Raw genomic sequence first — 18,252 nt, forward strand, 5'->3', positions numbered from 1 at the left:
AAAGGTTGAGCTGGCCCATTAGCTGGCGCGGCAACGTGTCATAGAACAATTTAACGCTTCGGAAACCAATGGGTGCCTCATTATCAAAGGACGCAGAGGCGGCAAAAGACCGCCGTAATAGGGACGTCCAGGCATGCTGAAAACGCTTAGAAATCTAAGGATCGGACCGAAGGTCTATCTTCTCGTCGGGCTGCAGGCGGCGGTGGCCGCGGTGACCGGCCTGATGGGGCTGGCCGCCATGCAGGATCTGTCCGGCAAGTCCGAGTCCATCGAACGGGCGTCGGACCGCCAGGTGTTGGGCGAGCAGCTCAACGGCCTCGTCCTGGCCGTCGTCATGGACTCGCGCGGCGTCTACATGGCCCGCGACCGCGCCGAGGTGGACAAGTTCGGCAAGCCCCTGCTGGACAATCTGAACACCCTCGGCGAGCGGCTCGGCACCCTGAAGCGCCTCACCCCGGCGGAGGGACAGGCCACGCTGACCCCGGTGGCGACGAAGGCCGAGGAGTTCATCCGCTTCCGCACCGAAACGGTCCGCCTCGCCCGCGAGAAGAGCCCGGCGGACGCCCGGGCCTACGGCGACAACGACGCCAACCGCAGCAACCGGCAGGCGCTCAACGCCGCGATCCAGACGCTCAGCGCCGATCAGGACGCCATGATCGACCGCCTGCACGACGAATTGGAGTCGGCCCGGAGCCACTGGACCACCCTGATGCTCGCCATCGGCGTCGGCGGCGTGCTCTTCGGCATCCTGCTGGCCGTCCTGGTCGCCCGCGACATGATCGCGCGCCCCATCGCCCGCATGACCGCGGCGATGAAGACCATCGCCGCCGGCAACACCGGGGCCGAGGTGCCCGGCACCGGCCAGGGCGACGAGGTCGGCGACATGGCCGAGGCCGTGCTGGTCTTCCGCGACGGGCTGCGCCGCGCCAACGATCTGGCCGAGCAGGAACGCCGCGAGATCGACGTGCGCCGCCAGCGCCAGGAACAGCTGGAGGCCCTGACCCACGGCTTCACCCAGAAGATCGAGGGGCTGTGCCGCACCCTGAACGGCGAGGCCGACAGCATCCGCAGCAGCGCCGAATCGCTGACACATTCGGCCGCTGACGCCTCGCGCCGCAGCTCGACCGTCGCCGCGGCGGCGGAGCAGGCCACCGGCAACGTCCAGACCGTGGCCGCCGCGACCGAGGAGCTGTCCACCTCCATCGGCTCGATCAGCCAGCGCCTCGGCGAGGCCGCCCGCATCGCCAGCGAGGCGGAGCGGGAGGCCCAGCGCACCAACAGCACCATCCAGGGCCTCGCCCAGGCGGCGGAGAAGATCGGCGCGGTGGTCAACCTCATCACCGAGATCGCCAGCCAGACCAACCTGCTGGCGCTGAACGCGACCATCGAGGCGGCGCGCGCCGGCGAGGCGGGCAAGGGTTTCGCCGTGGTGGCCCAGGAGGTGAAGAGCCTCGCCAACCAGACCGCCCGGGCCACGGAGGAGATCTCCGCCCAAATCGTCGCCATCCAGAACGAGACCCAGCAGGCGGTCGGCGCGATCAGCGGCATCGTCGGCACCATCGAGCGGATCAGCGACATCAGCACCAACGTCGCCGCCGCGGTGGAGCAGCAGGGTTCCGCCACCCAGGAAATCGCCCGCAACGTGCAGGAAGCCGCGATCGGCACGCAGGAAGTCTCCTCGACCATCTCCGGCGTGTCGCAGTCGGCCGACCACACCGGCGAGGCGGCCGGCGGCCTGCTGAGCGCCGCCAAGGGCCTGTCGGTGCACGCGCGCACCCTGCAGAGCGACGTGGACGACTTCACCCGCCAGATGAAGGCGGTCTGACCCTTCCCCCTCCTCCCCGGATTTCGTGCCGGGGAGGAGGCTTTTCCCGACGCATCCTTTCCACGAATGCGCCCAGGGCGTTCGAAGCTTACCCGCAAGTTACCCCATTTGATGTAGATCAATGCCGCGCCCGCATCGAAACTGGTGCAATGCCGGCGAGCGTTTCGCGCCCAAATACCCCTACAATCGATAGGGATTACGCCGTGCCGTGGGTTTCCCGCTTCGGGTTTCCCAGGACGCGCCGTGGCGTGCTGCGCATCCGGCGTCCGGCAACCGGGCGGCCAGCGGATCAATGCAAAAGGGTCTTTGGGGGAAATCATGCCCGACGGACATGTGGATCTCGACGCCGAGCACATCGGCGATCTCGACGAGTATGAGGGTGCGCTGGCCGGCCTGTCCCGCCGGGAATTCCTCGCCTACTGCACGGGCGTGGCCGCCACGCTGGGCCTCTCCCCCGCCTTCGGCGTGAAGATCGCCAACGCCGCCGTGGCAGCACCACGCCCGACGGTGATCTGGCTGTCGGGCCAGGCCTGCACCGGCTGCACCGAATCGCTGCTGCGCACCCACCACCCGTCGCTCGAGACGCTGATCCTCGACACCATCTCGCTGGACTACAACGAGACGCTGATGACCGGTTCCGGCCACCAGGCCGAGAACTGGAAGCAGCAGGCGATGAAGGACAATTGGGGCAAGTACCTGATGGTCACCGACGGCTCCATCCCGACGAAGGACGGGGGCGTCTACTGCAAGGTCGCCGGCAAGACCTACAAGGACGCCGTGCTGGAGTGCGCCAAGGGTGCCGCCGCGGTCATCTCCATGGGGTCCTGCTCCTCCTGGGGCGGCTGGCCGTCGACCGGCGTCAACCCCACGGGCGCCGTCGGGCTGAACGAGATCATCAAGGACAAGCCGGTCGTCTCCGTCCCCGGCTGCCCGCCCAACCCCTACAATTTCCTGTCGCTGGTCCTGCATTTCGTCGCCTTCGGCAAGCTGCCGGAGCTGGACGACAAGATGCGCCCGAAGTTCGCCTTCGGCCGGCTGATTCACGAGAACTGCGAGCGCCGCCCGCATTTCGACGCCGGGCGCTTCGCCATGGAGTTCGGCGACTACGGCCACCGCCAGGGCTACTGCCTCTACAAGCTCGGCTGCAAGGGGCCGGAGACCTACGCGAACTGTCCGTCCATCGGCTTCAACGACGTCGGCCAGGGCACCTGGCCGGTGGGCACCGGGCATCCCTGCTTCGGCTGCACCGAGAAGGGCGTCGGCTTCACCAAGAGCATCCACGAGTTGGCCTCGCTGAAGTCGGTGGCGCCGCCCAACACCTACCCGGCGGTCGCCGTCGAGAAGGGCGAGGGCATGTCGGCCGGGGCCGCGGCGGTGGTCGCCGGCATCGCCGGCGCGGCGGTCGGCGCCGGCGCCGTCATCTCCAGCCGGCTCGGCAAGCACGACGCGAAGACCGAATCCTCCTCCACCGCCGCCGAGTGAGGTGACGCCATGTCGAAAAGCATGATGTCAAAGAACAAGACATCGGTCTCGCGGCGCGGCTTCCTGCGCAACGCGGTCAAGGGCAGCGCTGCGGCGGCCGCGGCCGCCTGCACCACCGTGGTCGCCGCCCCGCCGGAGGCCAACGCGCTGCAGCGCCCGCCCAAGCCGCTGCCGCCCGACGCGGTCGGCCTGCTCTACGACAGCACGCTGTGCATCGGCTGCAAGGCCTGCGTGACCGCCTGCAAGGAGGTCAACCACATGCCGCCCGACGTCGGCCCGGCCCAGCAGGGCTGGAACGCCGGCGGCGGTGACAAGCCGATCTACGACAGCCCGGTGGAGCTGTCGGCCAGGACGCTGAACGTCATCAAGGCCTACAGCCACGGCACCGGCGCCACCAAGGACGCGGCGGAGAACGGCTTCGCCTTCATCAAGCGGCAGTGCCTGCACTGCGCCGATCCGTCCTGCGTGTCGGTCTGCCCGGTGTCGGCAATGACCAAGGACGCCAAGACCGGCATCGTGAACCACGACCCGAGCGCCTGCATCGGCTGCCGCTACTGCGTGCTGTCCTGCCCGTTCGGCGTGCCGAAGTACGACTACAACGACGCCTTCGGCGAAATCAAAAAGTGCCAGCTCTGCAAGCAGCAGCTCGCCAAGAACGAGCTTCCGGGCTGCGCCGACGTCTGCCCCACCGGGGCGACCCTGTTCGGCCGCACGGAGGACCTCAAGGCGGAGGCCAAGCGCCGCACCGCGCTGAAGGTGGGCGAGCACACCCACTACCCGCGCGGCGACATCGCCGGCAAGGTCGGCGGCCCGCGCTCCGGCCATGAGAAGCTCGTCGAGGCGGCCTATCAGACGCACATCTACGGCGAGAAGGAGCTGGGCGGCACCCAGTGCCTCGCGGTGTCCGCCGTGCCGTTCGACAAGCTGAACCTGCCCACCAACGTGCCGGAGAACGGCTATCCGACCCTGTCGGAAGGCATCCAGCACACGCTCTACGCGGGCATGATCGCCCCCGCCACGGTGTTCGCCGGTCTCGCCTATCTGGCGCACCGCAACACCAAGAACCACACCGACGAGTGAGGGGGCCACGCCATGTCTTCGCAAGCTCATGAGCATCAACCGCTTGGCGGCCGGGTCCTCACCCTTCCTTTCCTGATCTGCGCCGCGCTGGTCGCCGTCGCCGGCGTCATCCTGTTCCAGCGCTACACGCAGGGACTGGCCGCCGCGTCGAACCTGAACGACGGCTATCCCTGGGGCATCTGGGTGGCCATCGACGTGGTGATCGGCTCGGCCTTCGGCTGCGCCGGCTACGTCATCGCGCTGCTCTGCTACATCCTGAACCGCGGCGAGTATCACCCGCTGGTCCGGCCGGCGGTGCTGGCCAGCCTGTTCGGCTACGGCCTCGCCGGTCTGGCGGTGCTGGTCGATCTCGGCCGCTACTGGAATTTCTACCACATGATGCTGCCGTGGTACGCGCAGCCCAACTCGGTGATGCTGGAGGTCGGCCTGTGCGTGGCGACCTACACGCTGGTGCTGGTGGTGGAGTTCGCCCCGGCCTTCCTGGAGCGGTTCGGCATCGAGGGGCTGCGCGCCAAGCTGAACCGGGTGCTGTGGGTCTTCATCGCGCTGGGCGTCCTGCTTCCGACGATGCACCAGTCGTCGCTCGGCACCATGATGGTCATCGTCGGGCACAAGCTGTCGCCGCTGTGGCAGTCGCAGATGCTACCGGTCTTCTTCCTGCTGACCGCCATCCTGATGGGCTTCGCCATCGTGGTCTGGGAATCGGTGATGGCCTCGCTGAACTTCCGCCGCCCGATGGAGACGCCGGTGCTGTCGAAGCTGGCCGGGCTGATGCTGGTCGTCGCCTCGCTGTTCGTCGTGCTGCGCTTCGTCGACCTGATCGTCCGCGGCCAGATCGGCCAGATCTTCGGCGGGCCGCAGTCCGGCTGGTTCGTGGCGGAGATGGCGCTGATGATCTCCGGCCTTGCGCTGCTGATCCCCAAGGCCAACCGCAACCGGTCGCGGGCGCTGTTCCTGTCGGCCTCGCTCCTGCTGGCGGCGGGCATCCTCTACCGCCTGAACGTCTATCTCATCGGCTTCACGCCGGCGGTCGGTCCTTGGCACTACTTCCCCTCGGTCAAGGAAATCATGGTCACCGTCGGCGTCTTCGCGCTGGAGATCGCGCTGTATCTCCTCTTCGTGAAGAAGCTGCCCGTCATGCACGCCGTCCATCCCGAGCACGGCTGAGTTTAGGAGAGTTTCATTATGGCTCAGCGAGTTGTTGTAGATCCGGTCACCCGCATCGAGGGTCACCTGCGGGTCGATTGTGAAGTGGACGGCGGCAAGGTCACCAACGCCTGGGCGTCGGGCCAGATGTGGCGCGGCATCGAGCTGATCCTTCAGGGCAAGGACCCGCGCGACGCCTGGGTCTTCGCCCAGCGCATCTGCGGCGTCTGCACCACGGTGCACGCCATCACCTCCGTCCGCGCGGTGGAGAACGCGCTGAAGCTGGAGGTGCCGCTCAACGCCCAGTACATCCGCAACATGATCCAGGGCGCCCACAACGTCCACGATCACATCGTCCATTTCTATCACCTGTCCGCGCTCGACTTCGTGGACATCGTCTCGGCGCTGAAGGCTGATCCGGCGGCGACCGCGAAGCTGGCCCAGTCGATCTCCGGCTGGCCGCGGAACAGCACGCAGGAGTTCGCCACCGCGCAGAAGAAGCTGCAGGCCTTCATCAACTCTGGCCAGCTCGGCATCTTCGGCTCGGGCTACTGGGGCCATCCGGCGATGAAGCTGACGCCGGAAGCCAACCTGATGGCGGCGTCCCACTACCTCCAGGCGCTCGACTACCAGCGGCGCATGAACAAGGTGGTGGCGATCCTCGGCTCCAAGACCCCGCACATCCAGAACATGGCGGTGGGCGGCGTCACCAACCCGATCAACATGGACAGCCAGTCCACCCTGACGCTCGAAAAGCTGATGTACATCAAGCAGCTGATCGACGAGGTGGGCGACTTCATCACCCAGGTCTACATCCCCGACGTGGCGGCCATCGGCGCCTTCTACGCCGACTGGACGCAGTATGGCCGCGGCGTGGTGAACTATCTGTCCATCCCGGACATGCCGCTGGACACCAAGGGCACCACCTTCGCCCTGCCCGCCGGCTACATCGACGGCGGCGACCTCGCCAAGTTCACGCCGATCAAGGACTTCCACGACCCGTACTTCGAGAAGGGCGTGAAGGAGAGCGTGAAGCACAGCTGGTACCAGGGCGGCAAGGGTCCCCTGCACCCCTACGACGGCGAGACGATCCCGAACTTCACCGACTGGCAGGACGACGGCAAGTACAGCTGGATCAAGTCGCCGACCTTCTACGACAAGCGCGCCCAGGTCGGCCCGCTGGCCAACGTGCTGGGCATGTACGCCTCGGGCCACCAGCGCACGCAGTTCTGGGTCAACGCGGTGCTCGACGCGGTGTCGGGCCATCTCGGCAGCAAGGTCGGCGTCGACGCGCTGCACTCCACCATCGGCCGCCACGCCGCCCGCGCGGTGCGCTGCGTGGTCCTGCACGAGGAGTTGCAGAACCAGTGGAAACTGCTGATGGAGAACATCGCGAAGGGCGACACCAAGACCTTCAACAAGCCGGTGTTCCCGAAGGGCGAGATCCGCGGCTTCGGCTTCCACGAGGCGCCGCGCGGCATGCTCTCGCACTGGGTCGTGATCGAGAACGGCAAGATCAAGAACTACCAGGCGGTCGTGCCGACCACCTGGAACGCCGGCCCGCGCGACGAGGACGGGAACATCTCCGCCTATGAGGCGGCCCTGATCGACAACCCGGTGGCGGTGGCCGACCAGCCGCTGGAGATCATCCGCACCCTGCACAGCTTCGACCCGTGCCTGGCCTGCGCCGTGCACCTGACCGACACGGAAACGAAGTCGCACTATCAGGTGAAGGTCGTTTGATCCAAGCCTTCTGACCGGCCGAAAGCCCCTCTTCCCCGCGGAGGAGGGGCTTTTCGCGTCCCCCACGCCGGGTGATTGATCCAGTTCACGGCGCCCGGCGCCGGTCCCGTTTCATCCTGCTGTTTCAAAATCCCTTCTGTTTCAAAATCGTCGAACGGAGCGCATGTCCCATGTCCATCCTCGTCCTCGGCCTCGGCAACATCCTCCTGATGGACGAAGGGGTGGGCGTGCGCGCCATGGAGGCGTTCGACGCCGCCTGGAGCGTGCCCGATCACGTCAGCGTCGTCGACGGCGGCACCTGCGGCATGGACATGCTGGACCTGATCGCCAGCCACAAGCACCTGATCGCGGTGGACGCGGTGAAGACCGGCGCGCCGCCGGCCAGCCTGACCGTGCTGCGCGGCGATGAGGTTCCGGCCTATTTCAAGGGCAAGCTGTCGCCCCACCAACTCGGCCTCAGCGACCTGCTGGCCTCGCTGCGCCTGCAGGACGAGGCGCCGGAGAGCGTGACGGTGGTCGGCTGCGTGCCGATGGCGCTGGGCACCGGCCTGATGATGTCGCCGGAGATCGAGGCGGTGATCCCGCAGATGGTGACGATGATCGTCGAGGAACTGGCCCGCCTCGGCGTGACCGCCACGCCCCGAAACTGAGCGTGGCGGCGCCGTTCACATCACGTCAGCGGTCGGCGCGGATCGGCCCGAACTCCACCGGGACCCAGGCGTAGCCCTTACCCTCGGTCCGGACATGGCCGATGCCGGGGAAAGGCAGATGGGCGCCAGCCACCCACAGCTTCTGCGCCGCGGCGTCGGCGAAGAGCTTCTTGCGGGAGGCGACGGCCTGCTCCTTGTCGGCGTCGAACTCGATGACGACCTCCGGGCGGGCGAACTGCACGGAATGGCTGTGCACGACGTCGCCCCACATCAGGATGCTGCGCTCCCCCGATGTGAACAGATAGCCGCTGTGGCCGGGCGTGTGGCCATAGGCCGCCACCGATTCCACGCCGGGAACCAGGCTGTCACCGGGCTGGTAGGGCTTCAGCTTGCCCGCCGCCGCGTAGGGCGCCACCGCCGCGCGGGCCATGGCGAAGAAGGGCTGGCTGTCCGCCGGAGCCTTGGCCGCCACCTCCTCGCTCAGCCAGAAGTCGGCGTCGGCCTTGGCGACCTGGACCGTGGCGTTGGGGAACAGCATGGCGCCGTCCGGACGCAGCAGGCCGTTGGCGTGGTCCGGGTGCAGGTGGGTCAGCAGCACCGTGTCGATCTGCTCCGGGCTGTAGCCGGCGGCGCGGATGTTGTCGGCGATGAAGCCCAGCGCCGGACCGAAGGCCTTGGCCGTTCCGGTGTCCACCAGGACGAGGTTCGCGCCGGTGTGCACGAGGAAGGCGTTCACCGCCGTCTGGACGCCCGGCGTGTCGGCCAGGAACATCCGGGCGAGCAGGCTCTGGATGTCGTCCGCGCTGGCGCCGCTGAGGATCTTGCGGTCGAGGTCGATGAAGCCGTCATACAGCGCGGTGACCTCGAAATCGCCGATGGCCATGCGGTAGAAACCCGGCGCCTGGGTCCGCTGCTGGCCCGGCACCTCCGCCAAGGCCGGCGCCGCCGGCACCAGGGCGGCGCCGACGGGAAGGGCGACGGTCAAGGCAAGCAGGGCGTTGCGCAGAGAGGCGAAGATCGGCGGTGTCATCGGCGTGGTTCCCCTTCAGGACGGTCGGCGCCCAGCATGGCCGTCCTGAACGCGCCGGGGAAGCGTCCCGGGAGAGATGCGCCAACCGATTGGAATAATTGTGGAATTCTGCGACTGGCACACACGCGCAAGCGGCCCGGTGGAGTATCCCGCGGAGCCTTGACGCCGAATCGGGCCGCTCAGCGGTCGCTGCGGATCGGACCGAACTCCACGGGAACCCAGGCGTAGCCGTCCCCTTCGGTGCGGACATGGCCAATGCCGGGGAAGGGCAGATGGGCGCCGCCCACCCACAGCTTCTGCGCCGCCGCCTCGGCCAGCAGCCGTCGGCGCGAGGCGATGGTCTCGTCCTTGTCGACGTCGAACTCGATGACGACCTCCGGACGGGCGAACTGAAGGGCGTGGCTGTGCACGGTGTCGCCCCACAGCAGAATGCTCTGCTCCTTCGAGCGGAACAGGTAGCCGCTGTGCCCCGGTGTATGGCCGTAAGCTGCCACCGACTCCACGCCGGGCAGAAGGCCGTCGCCGGGCTGGTAGGGCTTCAGCTTGCCCGCCGCCTCGTAAGGGGCCACCGCCGCGTGGGCCATGGCGAAGAAGGGTTTGAGCGGCGCCGGGGCCTTGGCCACCGCCTCCCCGCCCAGCCAGAAATCGAATTCGGCCTTGGCGACCCGAACCTCGGCGTTGGGAAACAGGATGGTTCCGTCCGGGCGCAGCAGGCCGTTGGCGTGGTCCGGATGCAGATGGGTCATCAGGATCGTGTCGACCTGCTCCGGGCTGTAGCCGGCGGCGCGGATGTTGTCGGCGATGAAGCCGAGCGTCGGCCCCAGCGACTTGGCCGCTCCGGCGTCCACCAGGACCAGATTTGCGCCGGTGTGCACCAGATAGGCGTTCACCGCCGTCTGGATTTCCGGCCGCTCCGCCAGGAACATGCTGTTGAGCAGACCGATGATGTCCTCGGATTTGGCGCCGACGAAATACTTGCGGTCGCGGTCGATGAAGCCGTCGAACAGCGCGGTGATCTCGAAATCGCCGATGGCCATGCGGTAGAAGCCCGGCGCCTGGGTCCGCTGCTGTCCCGGCACCTCCGCCAGCGCCGGGGCCGCCGGAAGCAGGGCGGCGCCGACAGGAAGGGCGAGGGCCAGCGCGCGGAGGGCGTTGCGCAGGGTGGCAAAGGTTGGCGGGATCATCGGCAACGCACGACTCCTGATTGGAATTCCGCCAAAACCGGCAACCAAATATAGGAGCGGCGGCAAAACAGAGCAGCAGGAAAAAAGCGTATTTTCGTTAAATTTTCCAAAACCCATAAAAAAGGCCCGGCGAACCGCGTCGCCGAGCCTTCCCATGGGAATGGCCGCCCAGCCACCCCCCTCTCATTTTTTCGACGATCAGCCCAGCGCGAGCAGCGCCACGCCGGCCAGACCGACCACCGCACCCGTGCCGCGCAGCGCCAGGGCGCCCTTGCGGCCCTCGACCAGACGACGCAGCGACAGGGCGGCGCCGATGCCGGCACCGTGCAGCAGGGCGGTGGACAGGGCAAAGCCCAGGCCGTAGAGCAGCGGCTGCGCCGCCTCCGGCATCTCGGCGCCGTGGGCGTGGCCGTGGAACACGGCGAACAGGGCGACCACGCCGGCGGAGGCCAGCAGCGGCAGGCGGGACTGCAGGGCGATCAGGGCGCCCAGGGCGACCACGGACAGGACGATGCCAAGCTCGACCTGCGGCAGGCCGATGCCGGCCAGGCCCAGCAGGCCGCCGCCGATCATCGCGCCGACGAAGGCCATCGGCAGCGCCCACAGGGCCTTGCCGCCGCGCTGCGCGGCCCACAGGCCGACGGCGACCATCGCCAGCAGGTGATCCCAGCCGCCGACCGGGTGCAGGAAACCATGGACGAGGCCGGCGTCGTGGGCGCCGAAGGTGTGGGCGAGCGCCGCGTTGGGCAGAGCGGCCAGAACTGCCGCCGCGGTGGCCGACGCGAGAGCGAAACGTTTCATCCGTGAAAACCCCTGCTGTATCGTTGAGCGGCGCACGACCGACCCCTACCCCATCGCGCGCGAAGCGGTCGCCACTTTAGCAGAACCGCTCCGATTGGAAATGGCGGAGCGCAATGAAACTACGCCGGACCGCATGTTTGACGCACATCAATGTGCGGTTTCACCCCCCGGTCAAGATGACGCAGTTGCACTGATCGTTTCACGCCGGCCGCCTCGCGACGACCGGGTTCCCCGGGTGAGGGCGCGCGCATGTGTCTCGGCATTCCGATGCGGGTCCTGGAGACCGACGGCTTCACCGCGCGATGCGCCGGCCGCGGCGAGGAACGGCGCGTCAACGTCATGCTGATCGATGAGGTGCCGGAAGGCGGCTGGGTGCTGGTCCATCTCGACCGCGCCGTCCGCACTCTGGAAGCGGAGGAGGTTGAGCCGCTGAACCGTGCGCTCGACGCCATCCTGCTGGCCGCGCGCGGGGAGAATGTGGACCACCTGTTCACCGACCTCATCGAAAAGGCCAGCGCATGACCTCCGGCGCCCCCGAGGCGGGCTTCGCCGCCGACGCGCGCCCCTCCTGCGGGGCCTGCGGCGCCGTCTACGACCCGGCGGCGGGCGATCCGGGACGGGAGGTGCCGCCGGGAACACCCTTCGGGGGGTTGCCGGACTATTGGCGCTGCCCGGGTTGCGGCGGCCCCCAGCACGGCTTCACCGTCGTCGCGCCGCCGGGCGGCGACGCCATGGCGGCGCGGGTCGCCGCCCTGACCGCCAGCTACCGCCTGATCGCGGAGCGCGACATGGCCGACGTTCCCATCTGCAACGCCGCACTGGCGGTGGAGGCGGTGGGCTTCCGCGCCCACGGGCCGGGCTGGATCGGCTGCGTCATCGCCCCCTGGTTCCTGAACGCCGTGCTGATCCCGCGCGATCCCGCCCTGTGGGCGGACCGGCGCGACGGCGACAAGACGGAGATCGCCCTGCCCTCCGGCGCCTACCGCTTCACCGCGGCGCGGGTGGGCGTCCTGGGAACGCTGGCGGTGATCCCGCTCGCCTCGGCGATGAACGTGTTTGTCGACCAGGGGGAGGCCCGCGCCGCCGCCGTCCTGGGGCTCGACCATCTGATGCGGGAGGCTGAGCAGCCGGCGCCACGGACCGATCCGCCATCGGCGAGCGATGCGGACCCGCCCAAGCCCGCTTTGTCCCGCCGCTCTCTGTTCGGGAGGGCGCGGCGATGAGCGGGACGGGCGCCGGGCTGGAAGGCACTGGGCTGGAGGGCAGCGTGTCGGTGCGGCTGACGGCCGCCGCCGGGCGGGTGCGCGCCGTGTCGGTGCAGGTCCGCCGCCCCGCCGCCGCCCGCGCCCTGTGCGGACGCACGCCCGACGAGGCGATGCGCCTCGTGCCGCTGCTGTTCAGCCTGTGCGGCACCGCCCAGTCGCTGGCCGCGGTGGGGGCGTTGGAGGACGCGCTCGGCCTCGACGCCCGGCCGCACGCCGCCGCACGCGCCCTGCTGGCCGACGCGGAAGCCGCGACGAACCACGCGTGGCAGATCCTGATGGACTGGCCGGCGCGGCTGGGCGAGGCGCCGCAGCCCAGGGAACTGGCGGGCCTGCGCGCCGCGGCGGCGGCGATTCATCCCGCGCTCTACCCGGCCCGCGACGGGCTGCGTCCGGGCGGTGGCTCCCTGCAACCCGACCGTGCCGCCCTGGCCGCCGCTGTCGCGGCCCTGCGCGACGGGCTGGAACGCGCCGTCTTCGCCGCCCCTCCCCCCGCCGACGCCGTGGAGTTGGAGCGCTGGACCGTCGTCGGTGCAACCCCGGCGGCGCGGCTGATGCGGCTCCTGCTGGCGCCGGGCATGGCGGGCTTCGGCGCCTGCGGCGTGCCGGCGCTGGAGCCGCATCCGGCCCGCTGGTTCGGCGAGCGGCTGGCCGTAGATGCGGCCTTTTCCGAAACCCCCCGGCAGGACGGCGCCCCCGCCCACACCGGCCCGCTGGCCCGCCAAGGCGCGCACCCTCTGGTCGCCGCGCTGCTGTCCGCCCACGGTTCCGGCCTCGCCGCCCACGCCGCCGCCCGGCTCGCGGAGTTGGCGGAGTTGGCGGGGAGGCTGGCGTCCCGGGCCGACCGCCTGGAAGACGCCGAACCGGTTCAGGGCCCCTGCGGCGGACTGCCCGGCGCGGGAAGCGGCGCCGCCGAGACGGCCCGCGGGCGCCTCGCCCACTGGCTGCGGCTTGAAAACGGCCGCGTCGCCGATTGCCGCATCGTCGCGCCGACCGAATGGAACTTCGCCGCGGACGGGCCGCTGGCCCAGGGCTTGGCCGGCGCCGCGTCCGACGCGGGTCTGGCCGAGCGCGCCGGCCTGCTGGTGGCCGCGCTCGACCCCTGCGTGGCCTCCTCCATTACGATCCAGGACGAGGACTGACCCATGCACGAGCTGGCGCTCAGCCAAGGCATCATCGACGTGATCCGCGATCAGGCAGCGGCCCGGGGATTCACCAGGGTGAAGACGGTGCGGCTGGTCATCGGCACCCTGTCGCATGTCGAACCGCAGGCCATCGCCTTCGGCTTCGACGCGGTCAGCCGCGGCACCATCGCGGAGGGCGCGGTGCTGGACATCGAACGCCCGCCGGGTCAGGCCTTCTGCCTGACCTGCGAGAAGCCGGTCCCGCTGCCCGAGCGGTCGGACCCCTGCCCCGAATGCGACGGCCACCAGCTCATGGTGACCGGCGGCGAGGAAATGCGCGTCAAGGAATTGGAGGTGGAGTGATGTGCACGGTCTGCGGTTGCGCCAACGGCGAAACGAAAATCGAGGCCGGCCATGGGCACGGCCATCATCACCACCATGGTCACGACGATCATCATCACGACCATGATCATGACCACCACCATGATCATCACAGCCACGAGCATGTCGGACCGGACGGCAAGGTCTACCGCCACACCCACGGCGACGATCATGGGCATCATCGCGGGCACGGGCACGGGCACGAGCATGGCCACGACCATGGGCATGACCACGGCACCATCGACCTCGGCCGCGGCCCGGCGGGAACCGAGGTGCCGGGCATGTCCCAGACCCGGCTGATCGCCATCGAACAGGACATTCTCGCCAAGAACGACAGCTTCGCCGCGGTGAACCGCCAGTTCTTCGCGGCGAAGGGCGTGTTCGTGCTGAACCTGATGTCCAGCCCCGGGTCGGGCAAGACGACCCTGCTGACCCGCACGCTGACCGACCTGAAGGGCCGCTTCCCGATGGCGGTGATCGAGGGCGACCAGCAAACCAGCTTCGACGCCGACCGCATCCGCGCCACCGGCACGCCGGCCATCCAGGTCAACACCGGCAAGGGCTGCCATCTCGACGCCCAGATGGTCACCCAGGCGGTCGGGCGCCTGCCGGTGGCGACGGGCAGCGTGCTGTTCATCGAGAATGTCGGCAACCTCGTCTGCCCGGCCGGCTTCGACCTCGGCGAGGCGCACAAGGTCGTCGTGCTCTCGGTGACGGAGGGGGAGGACAAGCCCCTGAAATACCCGGCGATGTTCGCCGGCGCCGACCTGCTGCTGGTCAACAAGGTGGACCTGCTGCCGCACCTGACCTTCGACGTGGCGCGCATGATCGCCTACGCACGGCAACTCAAGCCCAACCTGCGCGTGATCGAGGTGTCCGCGACCACCGGCCAGGGGCTTGAGGACTGGTACGGCTGGATCGAGGAGGGGCTTGCGAAGGCGGTCGCCACGCGGTGAGGCGGCTTCGCGTCCGGGTCCGCGGGCAGGTGCAGGGGGTCGGCTTCCGGCCCTTCCTGTATGGCTTGGCGCACCGCCTCGCCCTGACCGGCTGGGTGCTCAACGACGGGGACGGCGTGCTGGCGGAGGTGCAGGGCGATGCCCTTGAGCGCTTTCTGACCGCGCTCGCGGAGGAGGCCCCGCCGCTGGCGCGGATCGACGCAATCGAAACAGACGCGGTTCCTGTCCAGCCCGGCGAGGCGGGCTTCGCCATCCTGGCCTCGCAGCGCGGCGCGGTGACCACCGGGATCGCCCCCGACGCCGCCGTCTGCCCGGCCTGTCTGGCCGAGCTGTTCAATCCGAAGGACCGGCGCTACCGCTATCCGTTCCTCAACTGCACCCATTGCGGACCGCGCTTCACCATCACGCGCGCCCTGCCCTACGACCGGCCGCAGACCGCCATGGCGGGCTTTCCCCTCTGCCCGGACTGCGCCGCCGAATACGCCGACCCCGCCGATCGCCGCTTCCACGCCCAGCCGACCGCCTGCCCGGCCTGCGGTCCGCGCCTGTCCCACCCCATCGAGGAGGTGCTGGACGCGCTGCGCGGCGGCCGGATCGTCGCCATCAAGGGGCTGGGCGGCTTCCATCTCGCCTGTGACGCGTTCGACGCGGCGGCGGTGGAACGGCTGCGCGCCCGCAAGCAGCGCAACGGCAAGCCCTTCGCCCTGATGGTTGCCAACACCGCGTCCGCCGATCGGTTTGGGGCGGTCGGAGCGGCGGAGCGGGCACTGTTGGAGGGGGTGGCCCGGCCGGTGGTGCTGTTGCGGCGGCGGGACGACGCCCCCACCCTTCCCGACGCCATCGCCCCCGGTCTCGCCTGGTTGGGCATGATGCTGCCCTACACGCCGATCCATCATCTGCTGTTCCACGAGGCCGCCGGACGGCCCGACGGCACGGCTTGGCTGGAGCGGCCGCAGGACCTCACCCTGGTCATGACCTCCGCCAACCCCGGTGGCGAACCGCTCGCCATCGGCAACGCCGAAGCGCGGCGACGGCTGGACGGCATCGCCGACCTGATCGTCGACCACGACCGCGACATCCTGATCCGCGCCGACGACAGCGTGATGCGGGTGGTGGCGGGGGCGCCGGCTTTCCTGCGGCGGGGGCGCGGCCATGCGCCGGCCTCCATCCGCCTGCCGCGCTCCGGCCCGCCGGTGCTGGCGGTCGGCGCGCACCAGAAGGCCACCGTCTGTCTGACCCGCGGCAACGAAGCCTTCCTCAGCCAGCACATCGGCGATCTCGACAACGCCGCGACCCTGGAATTCCTGGAGGAGAGCGTCGCCCATCTGCGCCGCATCCTGGCGGTGGAGCCGGTGGCCGTCGCCCACGACCTCCACCCCGATTTCCAGAGCACCCGCTTCGCCGAATCGCTCGGCCTGCCGACGCTGCCGATGCAGCACCACCACGCCCACATCGCGGCGGTGCTGGCCGAACAGGGCGAGGCCGGGCCGCCGCTTGGCCCGACGCTCGGACTGGCGCTGGACGGCTTCGGGCTGGGGGCGGACGGCGGGTCCTGGGGCGGGGAGATGCTGCTGGTGGACGGCACCGGCTTCACCCGCCTCGGCCATCTGGCGCCGCTGGCCCAGCCGGGCGGCGACGTGGCGGCGCGCCAGCCCTGGCGCATGGCGGCGGCGGCGCTGGCCCGCATGGGCCGCGGCGCGGAGATCGCGGAGCGCTTCGCCGGCTGCGGCCCGGCGGACGGCGTGCGGCGGATGATCGAGGCCGGTATCAACGCACCGCCCACCAGTTCCTGCGGGCGCTGGTTCGACGCCGCCTGCGGGCTGCTCGGAGTCCGTGCCTTCAGCCCCGGAGGCGCCGGCTTCGAGGGCGAAGCGCCGATGGCCCTGGAATCGCTGGTCCGCCACCCCACGGTGCTGGAGGGCGGCTGGCGGATCGACGGCGGCGTGCTGGACCTCACCCCCCTTCTCGAAAGCTTGTTGCAGATCAATGCGCGGGAGGGAGCGGAGCGGTTCCATGGAACCCTGGCGGCGGCGCTGGTCGCATGGGCCCTGCCGGAGCTGGCGGCGCGCGGGCTCGACCGCGTCGTCCTGTCCGGCGGCTGCCTGATGAACGCCGTCCTGGCCGAAGGGCTGAGCGCCGGGTTCGCGGCGCGCGGCGTCACCGCCCTGCTGCCCCGCCGGGCGCCGGCCAATGACGGCGGGCTCAGCCTGGGACAGGCCTGGATCGCCGTGCAGAGTTTGCTTCAGGAAGGACCGCCCCCATGTGCCTCGCCGTTCCCGCCCGCGTGATCGAGCTTCTGGAAGAGGACCGCGCCACCGTCAGCCTGGGCGGGGTGAAGGTCGCCTGTTCCCTGGCGCTGGTGGAGGGGGTGGCGGTGGGCGACTACGTCATCGTGCATGTCGGCTACGCCCTGTCCAAGCTCGACCCGGAGGAGGCGGAGCGCACGCTCGCCCTGCTCGCCGAAACCGGCACCCTGACTCCCGCCGCCTGATCCGCCGCCCGACCTTGTGGACCCCGCCATGACCGACCGCCGTCTCTTCACCCGCAAGCTCGACCTCGCCCGCGGCGCCGTGGACATGAGCCACGGGTCGGGCGGCAAGGCCATGGCCCAGCTGGTGCGGGAGCTGTTCGCCGCCGCCTTCGCCAACCCGCTGCTCGACCAGGGCAACGATCAGGCGGCCTTCGACGCGCCCGCCGGGCGCATGGTGGTGACGACCGACGGTTTCGTCGTCTCGCCCCTGTTCTTTCCCGGCGGCGACATCGGGTCGCTGGCCGTGCACGGCACGGTGAACGACGTCGCCATGGCCGGGGCCGTGCCCCTCTACCTGACCGCCGGCTTCATCCTGGAGGAAGGCTTCCCGCTGGCCGACCTGAAGCGGCTGGTCGACAGCATGGCCCGCGCCGCGCGCGAGGCCGGCGTGTCCATCGTCACCGGCGACACCAAGGTGGTGGAGCGCGGCAAGGGCGACGGCGTCTTCATCACCACCACCGGCATCGGCGTGGTGCCCCCCGGCGTCGCCCCGTCCGGCGAGCGGGCGCGGCCCGGCGACGCGATCCTGGTCAGCGGCACCATGGGCGACCACGGCGTCGCCATCATGTCCACCCGCGAGAATCTCAGCTTCGAGACCGACATCCGCTCGGACAGCGCGGCATTGCACGGGCTGGTCGCCGGCATGGTCGCGGCGGTGCCGGACGTGCACGTCCTGCGCGACCCGACCCGCGGCGGTCTGGCGACGACCCTGAACGAGATCGCCCACCAGTCGGGGGTCGGCATGCTGCTGCGCGAGGCCGACATCCCGCTGCGGGCGGAGGTCGCGGCGGCCTGCGAACTGCTCGGGCTCGACCCGCTCTACGTCGCCAACGAGGGCAAGCTGATCGCCATCTGCGCGGCGGAGGACGCCGACCGCCTGCTGGCGGCCATGCGCGCCCATCCGCTGGGGGCCGAAGCGGCCGTCGTCGGCACGGTGGTCGAGGATTCCCACCGTTTCGTGCAGATGGAGACGCGCTTCGGCGGCAAGCGCATCGTCGACTGGCTGTCCGGCGAGCAGCTTCCCCGCATCTGCTGAGCCCGCGCTTCCACCGGAAGTG

17 protein-coding genes are annotated in these 18,252 nt (G+C 69.8%); 14 read left to right on the forward strand and 3 right to left on the reverse strand.

Features of this window, described 5'->3' with window-relative positions; all coding sequences use genetic code 11:
* Positions 1-133 precede the first annotated feature (133 nt).
* From FBZ83_RS02570 to FBZ83_RS02595, 6 genes are all read left to right on the forward strand, one after another.
* Positions 134-1,825, forward strand: coding sequence for a methyl-accepting chemotaxis protein (locus tag FBZ83_RS02570; protein ID WP_145680925.1), 1,692 nt, complete (start codon positions 134-136; stop codon positions 1,823-1,825).
* Positions 1,826-2,143: 318 nt separating this feature from the next.
* A complete protein-coding gene (locus FBZ83_RS02575) occupies positions 2,144-3,307 on the forward strand; it encodes a hydrogenase small subunit (protein ID WP_186465951.1) in 1,164 nt (387 codons plus the stop codon).
* A 24-nt stretch (positions 3,308-3,331) separates the two neighbouring features.
* A complete protein-coding gene (hybA, locus tag FBZ83_RS02580) occupies positions 3,332-4,387 on the forward strand; it encodes a hydrogenase 2 operon protein HybA (RefSeq protein ID WP_247888103.1) in 1,056 nt (351 codons plus the stop codon).
* Positions 4,388-4,399: 12 nt separating this feature from the next.
* Positions 4,400-5,554 carry a Ni/Fe-hydrogenase cytochrome b subunit gene (hybB, locus tag FBZ83_RS02585; protein WP_145680927.1) on the forward strand — a complete coding sequence of 385 codons (1,155 nt, stop codon included), beginning with the start codon at positions 4,400-4,402 and terminating at the stop codon, positions 5,552-5,554.
* A gap of 18 nt (positions 5,555-5,572) precedes the next feature.
* Positions 5,573-7,276, forward strand: coding sequence for a nickel-dependent hydrogenase large subunit (locus FBZ83_RS02590; protein ID WP_145680928.1), 1,704 nt, complete (start codon positions 5,573-5,575; stop codon positions 7,274-7,276).
* Positions 7,277-7,446: 170 nt separating this feature from the next.
* Positions 7,447-7,926 (forward strand): HyaD/HybD family hydrogenase maturation endopeptidase, encoded by a 480-nt coding sequence (locus FBZ83_RS02595; RefSeq protein WP_145680929.1) that lies wholly within the window; start codon positions 7,447-7,449, stop codon positions 7,924-7,926.
* A 25-nt stretch (positions 7,927-7,951) separates the two neighbouring features.
* Here the strand turns inward: FBZ83_RS02595 and FBZ83_RS02600 are convergent, their stop codons facing one another.
* The 3 genes from FBZ83_RS02600 to FBZ83_RS02610 form a co-directional block, all read right to left on the reverse strand.
* Positions 7,952-8,956, reverse strand: a complete 1,005-nt coding sequence (locus tag FBZ83_RS02600) for an MBL fold metallo-hydrolase (RefSeq protein WP_145680931.1) — start codon at positions 8,954-8,956, stop codon at positions 7,952-7,954.
* A 179-nt stretch (positions 8,957-9,135) separates the two neighbouring features.
* The gene (locus FBZ83_RS02605; protein WP_145680932.1) at positions 9,136-10,140 is read right to left on the reverse strand and encodes an MBL fold metallo-hydrolase; all 1,005 of its coding nucleotides are present in this window, start codon (positions 10,138-10,140) and stop codon (positions 9,136-9,138) included.
* 198 nt (positions 10,141-10,338) lie between these two features.
* A complete protein-coding gene (locus FBZ83_RS02610) occupies positions 10,339-10,941 on the reverse strand; it encodes a HupE/UreJ family protein (protein WP_145680933.1) in 603 nt (200 codons plus the stop codon).
* A gap of 249 nt (positions 10,942-11,190) precedes the next feature.
* Here FBZ83_RS02610 and FBZ83_RS02620 point away from each other — a divergent pair, with 249 nt between their 5' ends.
* From FBZ83_RS02620 to hypE, 8 genes are read left to right on the forward strand one after another with little or no spacing between them, the layout of a single operon-like run.
* Positions 11,191-11,463 (forward strand): HypC/HybG/HupF family hydrogenase formation chaperone, encoded by a 273-nt coding sequence (locus FBZ83_RS02620; protein WP_145680934.1) that lies wholly within the window; start codon positions 11,191-11,193, stop codon positions 11,461-11,463.
* Positions 11,460-12,164, forward strand: a complete 705-nt coding sequence (hybE, locus tag FBZ83_RS02625; protein ID WP_145680936.1) for a [NiFe]-hydrogenase assembly chaperone HybE — start codon at positions 11,460-11,462, stop codon at positions 12,162-12,164. The genes FBZ83_RS02620 and hybE overlap by 4 nt, the downstream gene beginning before the upstream one ends.
* Entirely contained in the window at positions 12,161-13,345 is a 1,185-nt protein-coding gene (locus FBZ83_RS02630; protein WP_145680937.1) for a nickel-dependent hydrogenase large subunit, read from the forward strand. The genes hybE and FBZ83_RS02630 overlap by 4 nt, the downstream gene beginning before the upstream one ends.
* A 3-nt stretch (positions 13,346-13,348) precedes the next feature.
* On the forward strand, positions 13,349-13,690 hold the full coding sequence (hypA, locus tag FBZ83_RS02635) for a hydrogenase maturation nickel metallochaperone HypA (protein WP_145680939.1): 342 nt from the start codon (positions 13,349-13,351) through the stop codon (positions 13,688-13,690).
* Complete coding sequence (gene hypB, locus FBZ83_RS02640) at positions 13,690-14,664, forward strand: hydrogenase nickel incorporation protein HypB (RefSeq protein ID WP_145680942.1); 975 nt, start codon at positions 13,690-13,692, stop codon at positions 14,662-14,664. The genes hypA and hypB overlap by 1 nt, the downstream gene beginning before the upstream one ends.
* Positions 14,661-16,952 carry a carbamoyltransferase HypF gene (gene hypF / locus FBZ83_RS02645; RefSeq protein ID WP_145680943.1) on the forward strand — a complete coding sequence of 764 codons (2,292 nt, stop codon included), beginning with the start codon at positions 14,661-14,663 and terminating at the stop codon, positions 16,950-16,952. The genes hypB and hypF overlap by 4 nt, the downstream gene beginning before the upstream one ends.
* The gene (locus FBZ83_RS02650; protein ID WP_145680945.1) at positions 16,925-17,155 is read left to right on the forward strand and encodes a HypC/HybG/HupF family hydrogenase formation chaperone; all 231 of its coding nucleotides are present in this window, start codon (positions 16,925-16,927) and stop codon (positions 17,153-17,155) included. Before hypF ends, FBZ83_RS02650 begins: the two co-directional genes overlap by 28 nt.
* A 28-nt stretch (positions 17,156-17,183) precedes the next feature.
* Positions 17,184-18,230: a hydrogenase expression/formation protein HypE gene (gene hypE / locus FBZ83_RS02655; protein WP_145680948.1), complete on the forward strand. Its 1,047-nt coding sequence runs from the start codon at positions 17,184-17,186 to the stop codon at positions 18,228-18,230.
* Positions 18,231-18,252 lie beyond the last annotated feature (22 nt).

The organism is Azospirillum brasilense, assembly GCF_007827815.1.
Classification (GTDB): Bacteria; Pseudomonadota; Alphaproteobacteria; order Azospirillales; family Azospirillaceae; genus Azospirillum; species Azospirillum brasilense_C.

Excerpts from the sequence above, each read along its gene's own strand:
- FBZ83_RS02570 (WP_145680925.1), top strand. The coding sequence starts at position 134 with ATGCTGAAAACGCTTAGAAATCTAAGGATCGGACCGAAGGTCTATCTT.
- FBZ83_RS02575 (WP_186465951.1), top strand. The coding sequence starts at position 2,144 with ATGCCCGACGGACATGTGGATCTCGACGCCGAGCACATCGGCGATCTC.
- hybA (WP_247888103.1), top strand. The coding sequence starts at position 3,332 with ATGTCAAAGAACAAGACATCGGTCTCGCGGCGCGGCTTCCTGCGCAAC.
- hybB (WP_145680927.1), top strand. The coding sequence starts at position 4,400 with ATGTCTTCGCAAGCTCATGAGCATCAACCGCTTGGCGGCCGGGTCCTC.
- FBZ83_RS02590 (WP_145680928.1), top strand. The coding sequence starts at position 5,573 with ATGGCTCAGCGAGTTGTTGTAGATCCGGTCACCCGCATCGAGGGTCAC.
- FBZ83_RS02595 (WP_145680929.1), top strand. The coding sequence starts at position 7,447 with ATGTCCATCCTCGTCCTCGGCCTCGGCAACATCCTCCTGATGGACGAA.
- FBZ83_RS02600 (WP_145680931.1), bottom strand. The coding sequence starts at position 8,956 with ATGACACCGCCGATCTTCGCCTCTCTGCGCAACGCCCTGCTTGCCTTG.
- FBZ83_RS02605 (WP_145680932.1), bottom strand. The coding sequence starts at position 10,140 with ATGATCCCGCCAACCTTTGCCACCCTGCGCAACGCCCTCCGCGCGCTG.
- FBZ83_RS02610 (WP_145680933.1), bottom strand. The coding sequence starts at position 10,941 with ATGAAACGTTTCGCTCTCGCGTCGGCCACCGCGGCGGCAGTTCTGGCC.
- FBZ83_RS02620 (WP_145680934.1), top strand. The coding sequence starts at position 11,191 with ATGTGTCTCGGCATTCCGATGCGGGTCCTGGAGACCGACGGCTTCACC.
- hybE (WP_145680936.1), top strand. The coding sequence starts at position 11,460 with ATGACCTCCGGCGCCCCCGAGGCGGGCTTCGCCGCCGACGCGCGCCCC.
- FBZ83_RS02630 (WP_145680937.1), top strand. The coding sequence starts at position 12,161 with ATGAGCGGGACGGGCGCCGGGCTGGAAGGCACTGGGCTGGAGGGCAGC.
- hypA (WP_145680939.1), top strand. The coding sequence starts at position 13,349 with ATGCACGAGCTGGCGCTCAGCCAAGGCATCATCGACGTGATCCGCGAT.
- hypB (WP_145680942.1), top strand. The coding sequence starts at position 13,690 with ATGTGCACGGTCTGCGGTTGCGCCAACGGCGAAACGAAAATCGAGGCC.
- FBZ83_RS02650 (WP_145680945.1), top strand. The coding sequence starts at position 16,925 with ATGTGCCTCGCCGTTCCCGCCCGCGTGATCGAGCTTCTGGAAGAGGAC.
- hypE (WP_145680948.1), top strand. The coding sequence starts at position 17,184 with ATGACCGACCGCCGTCTCTTCACCCGCAAGCTCGACCTCGCCCGCGGC.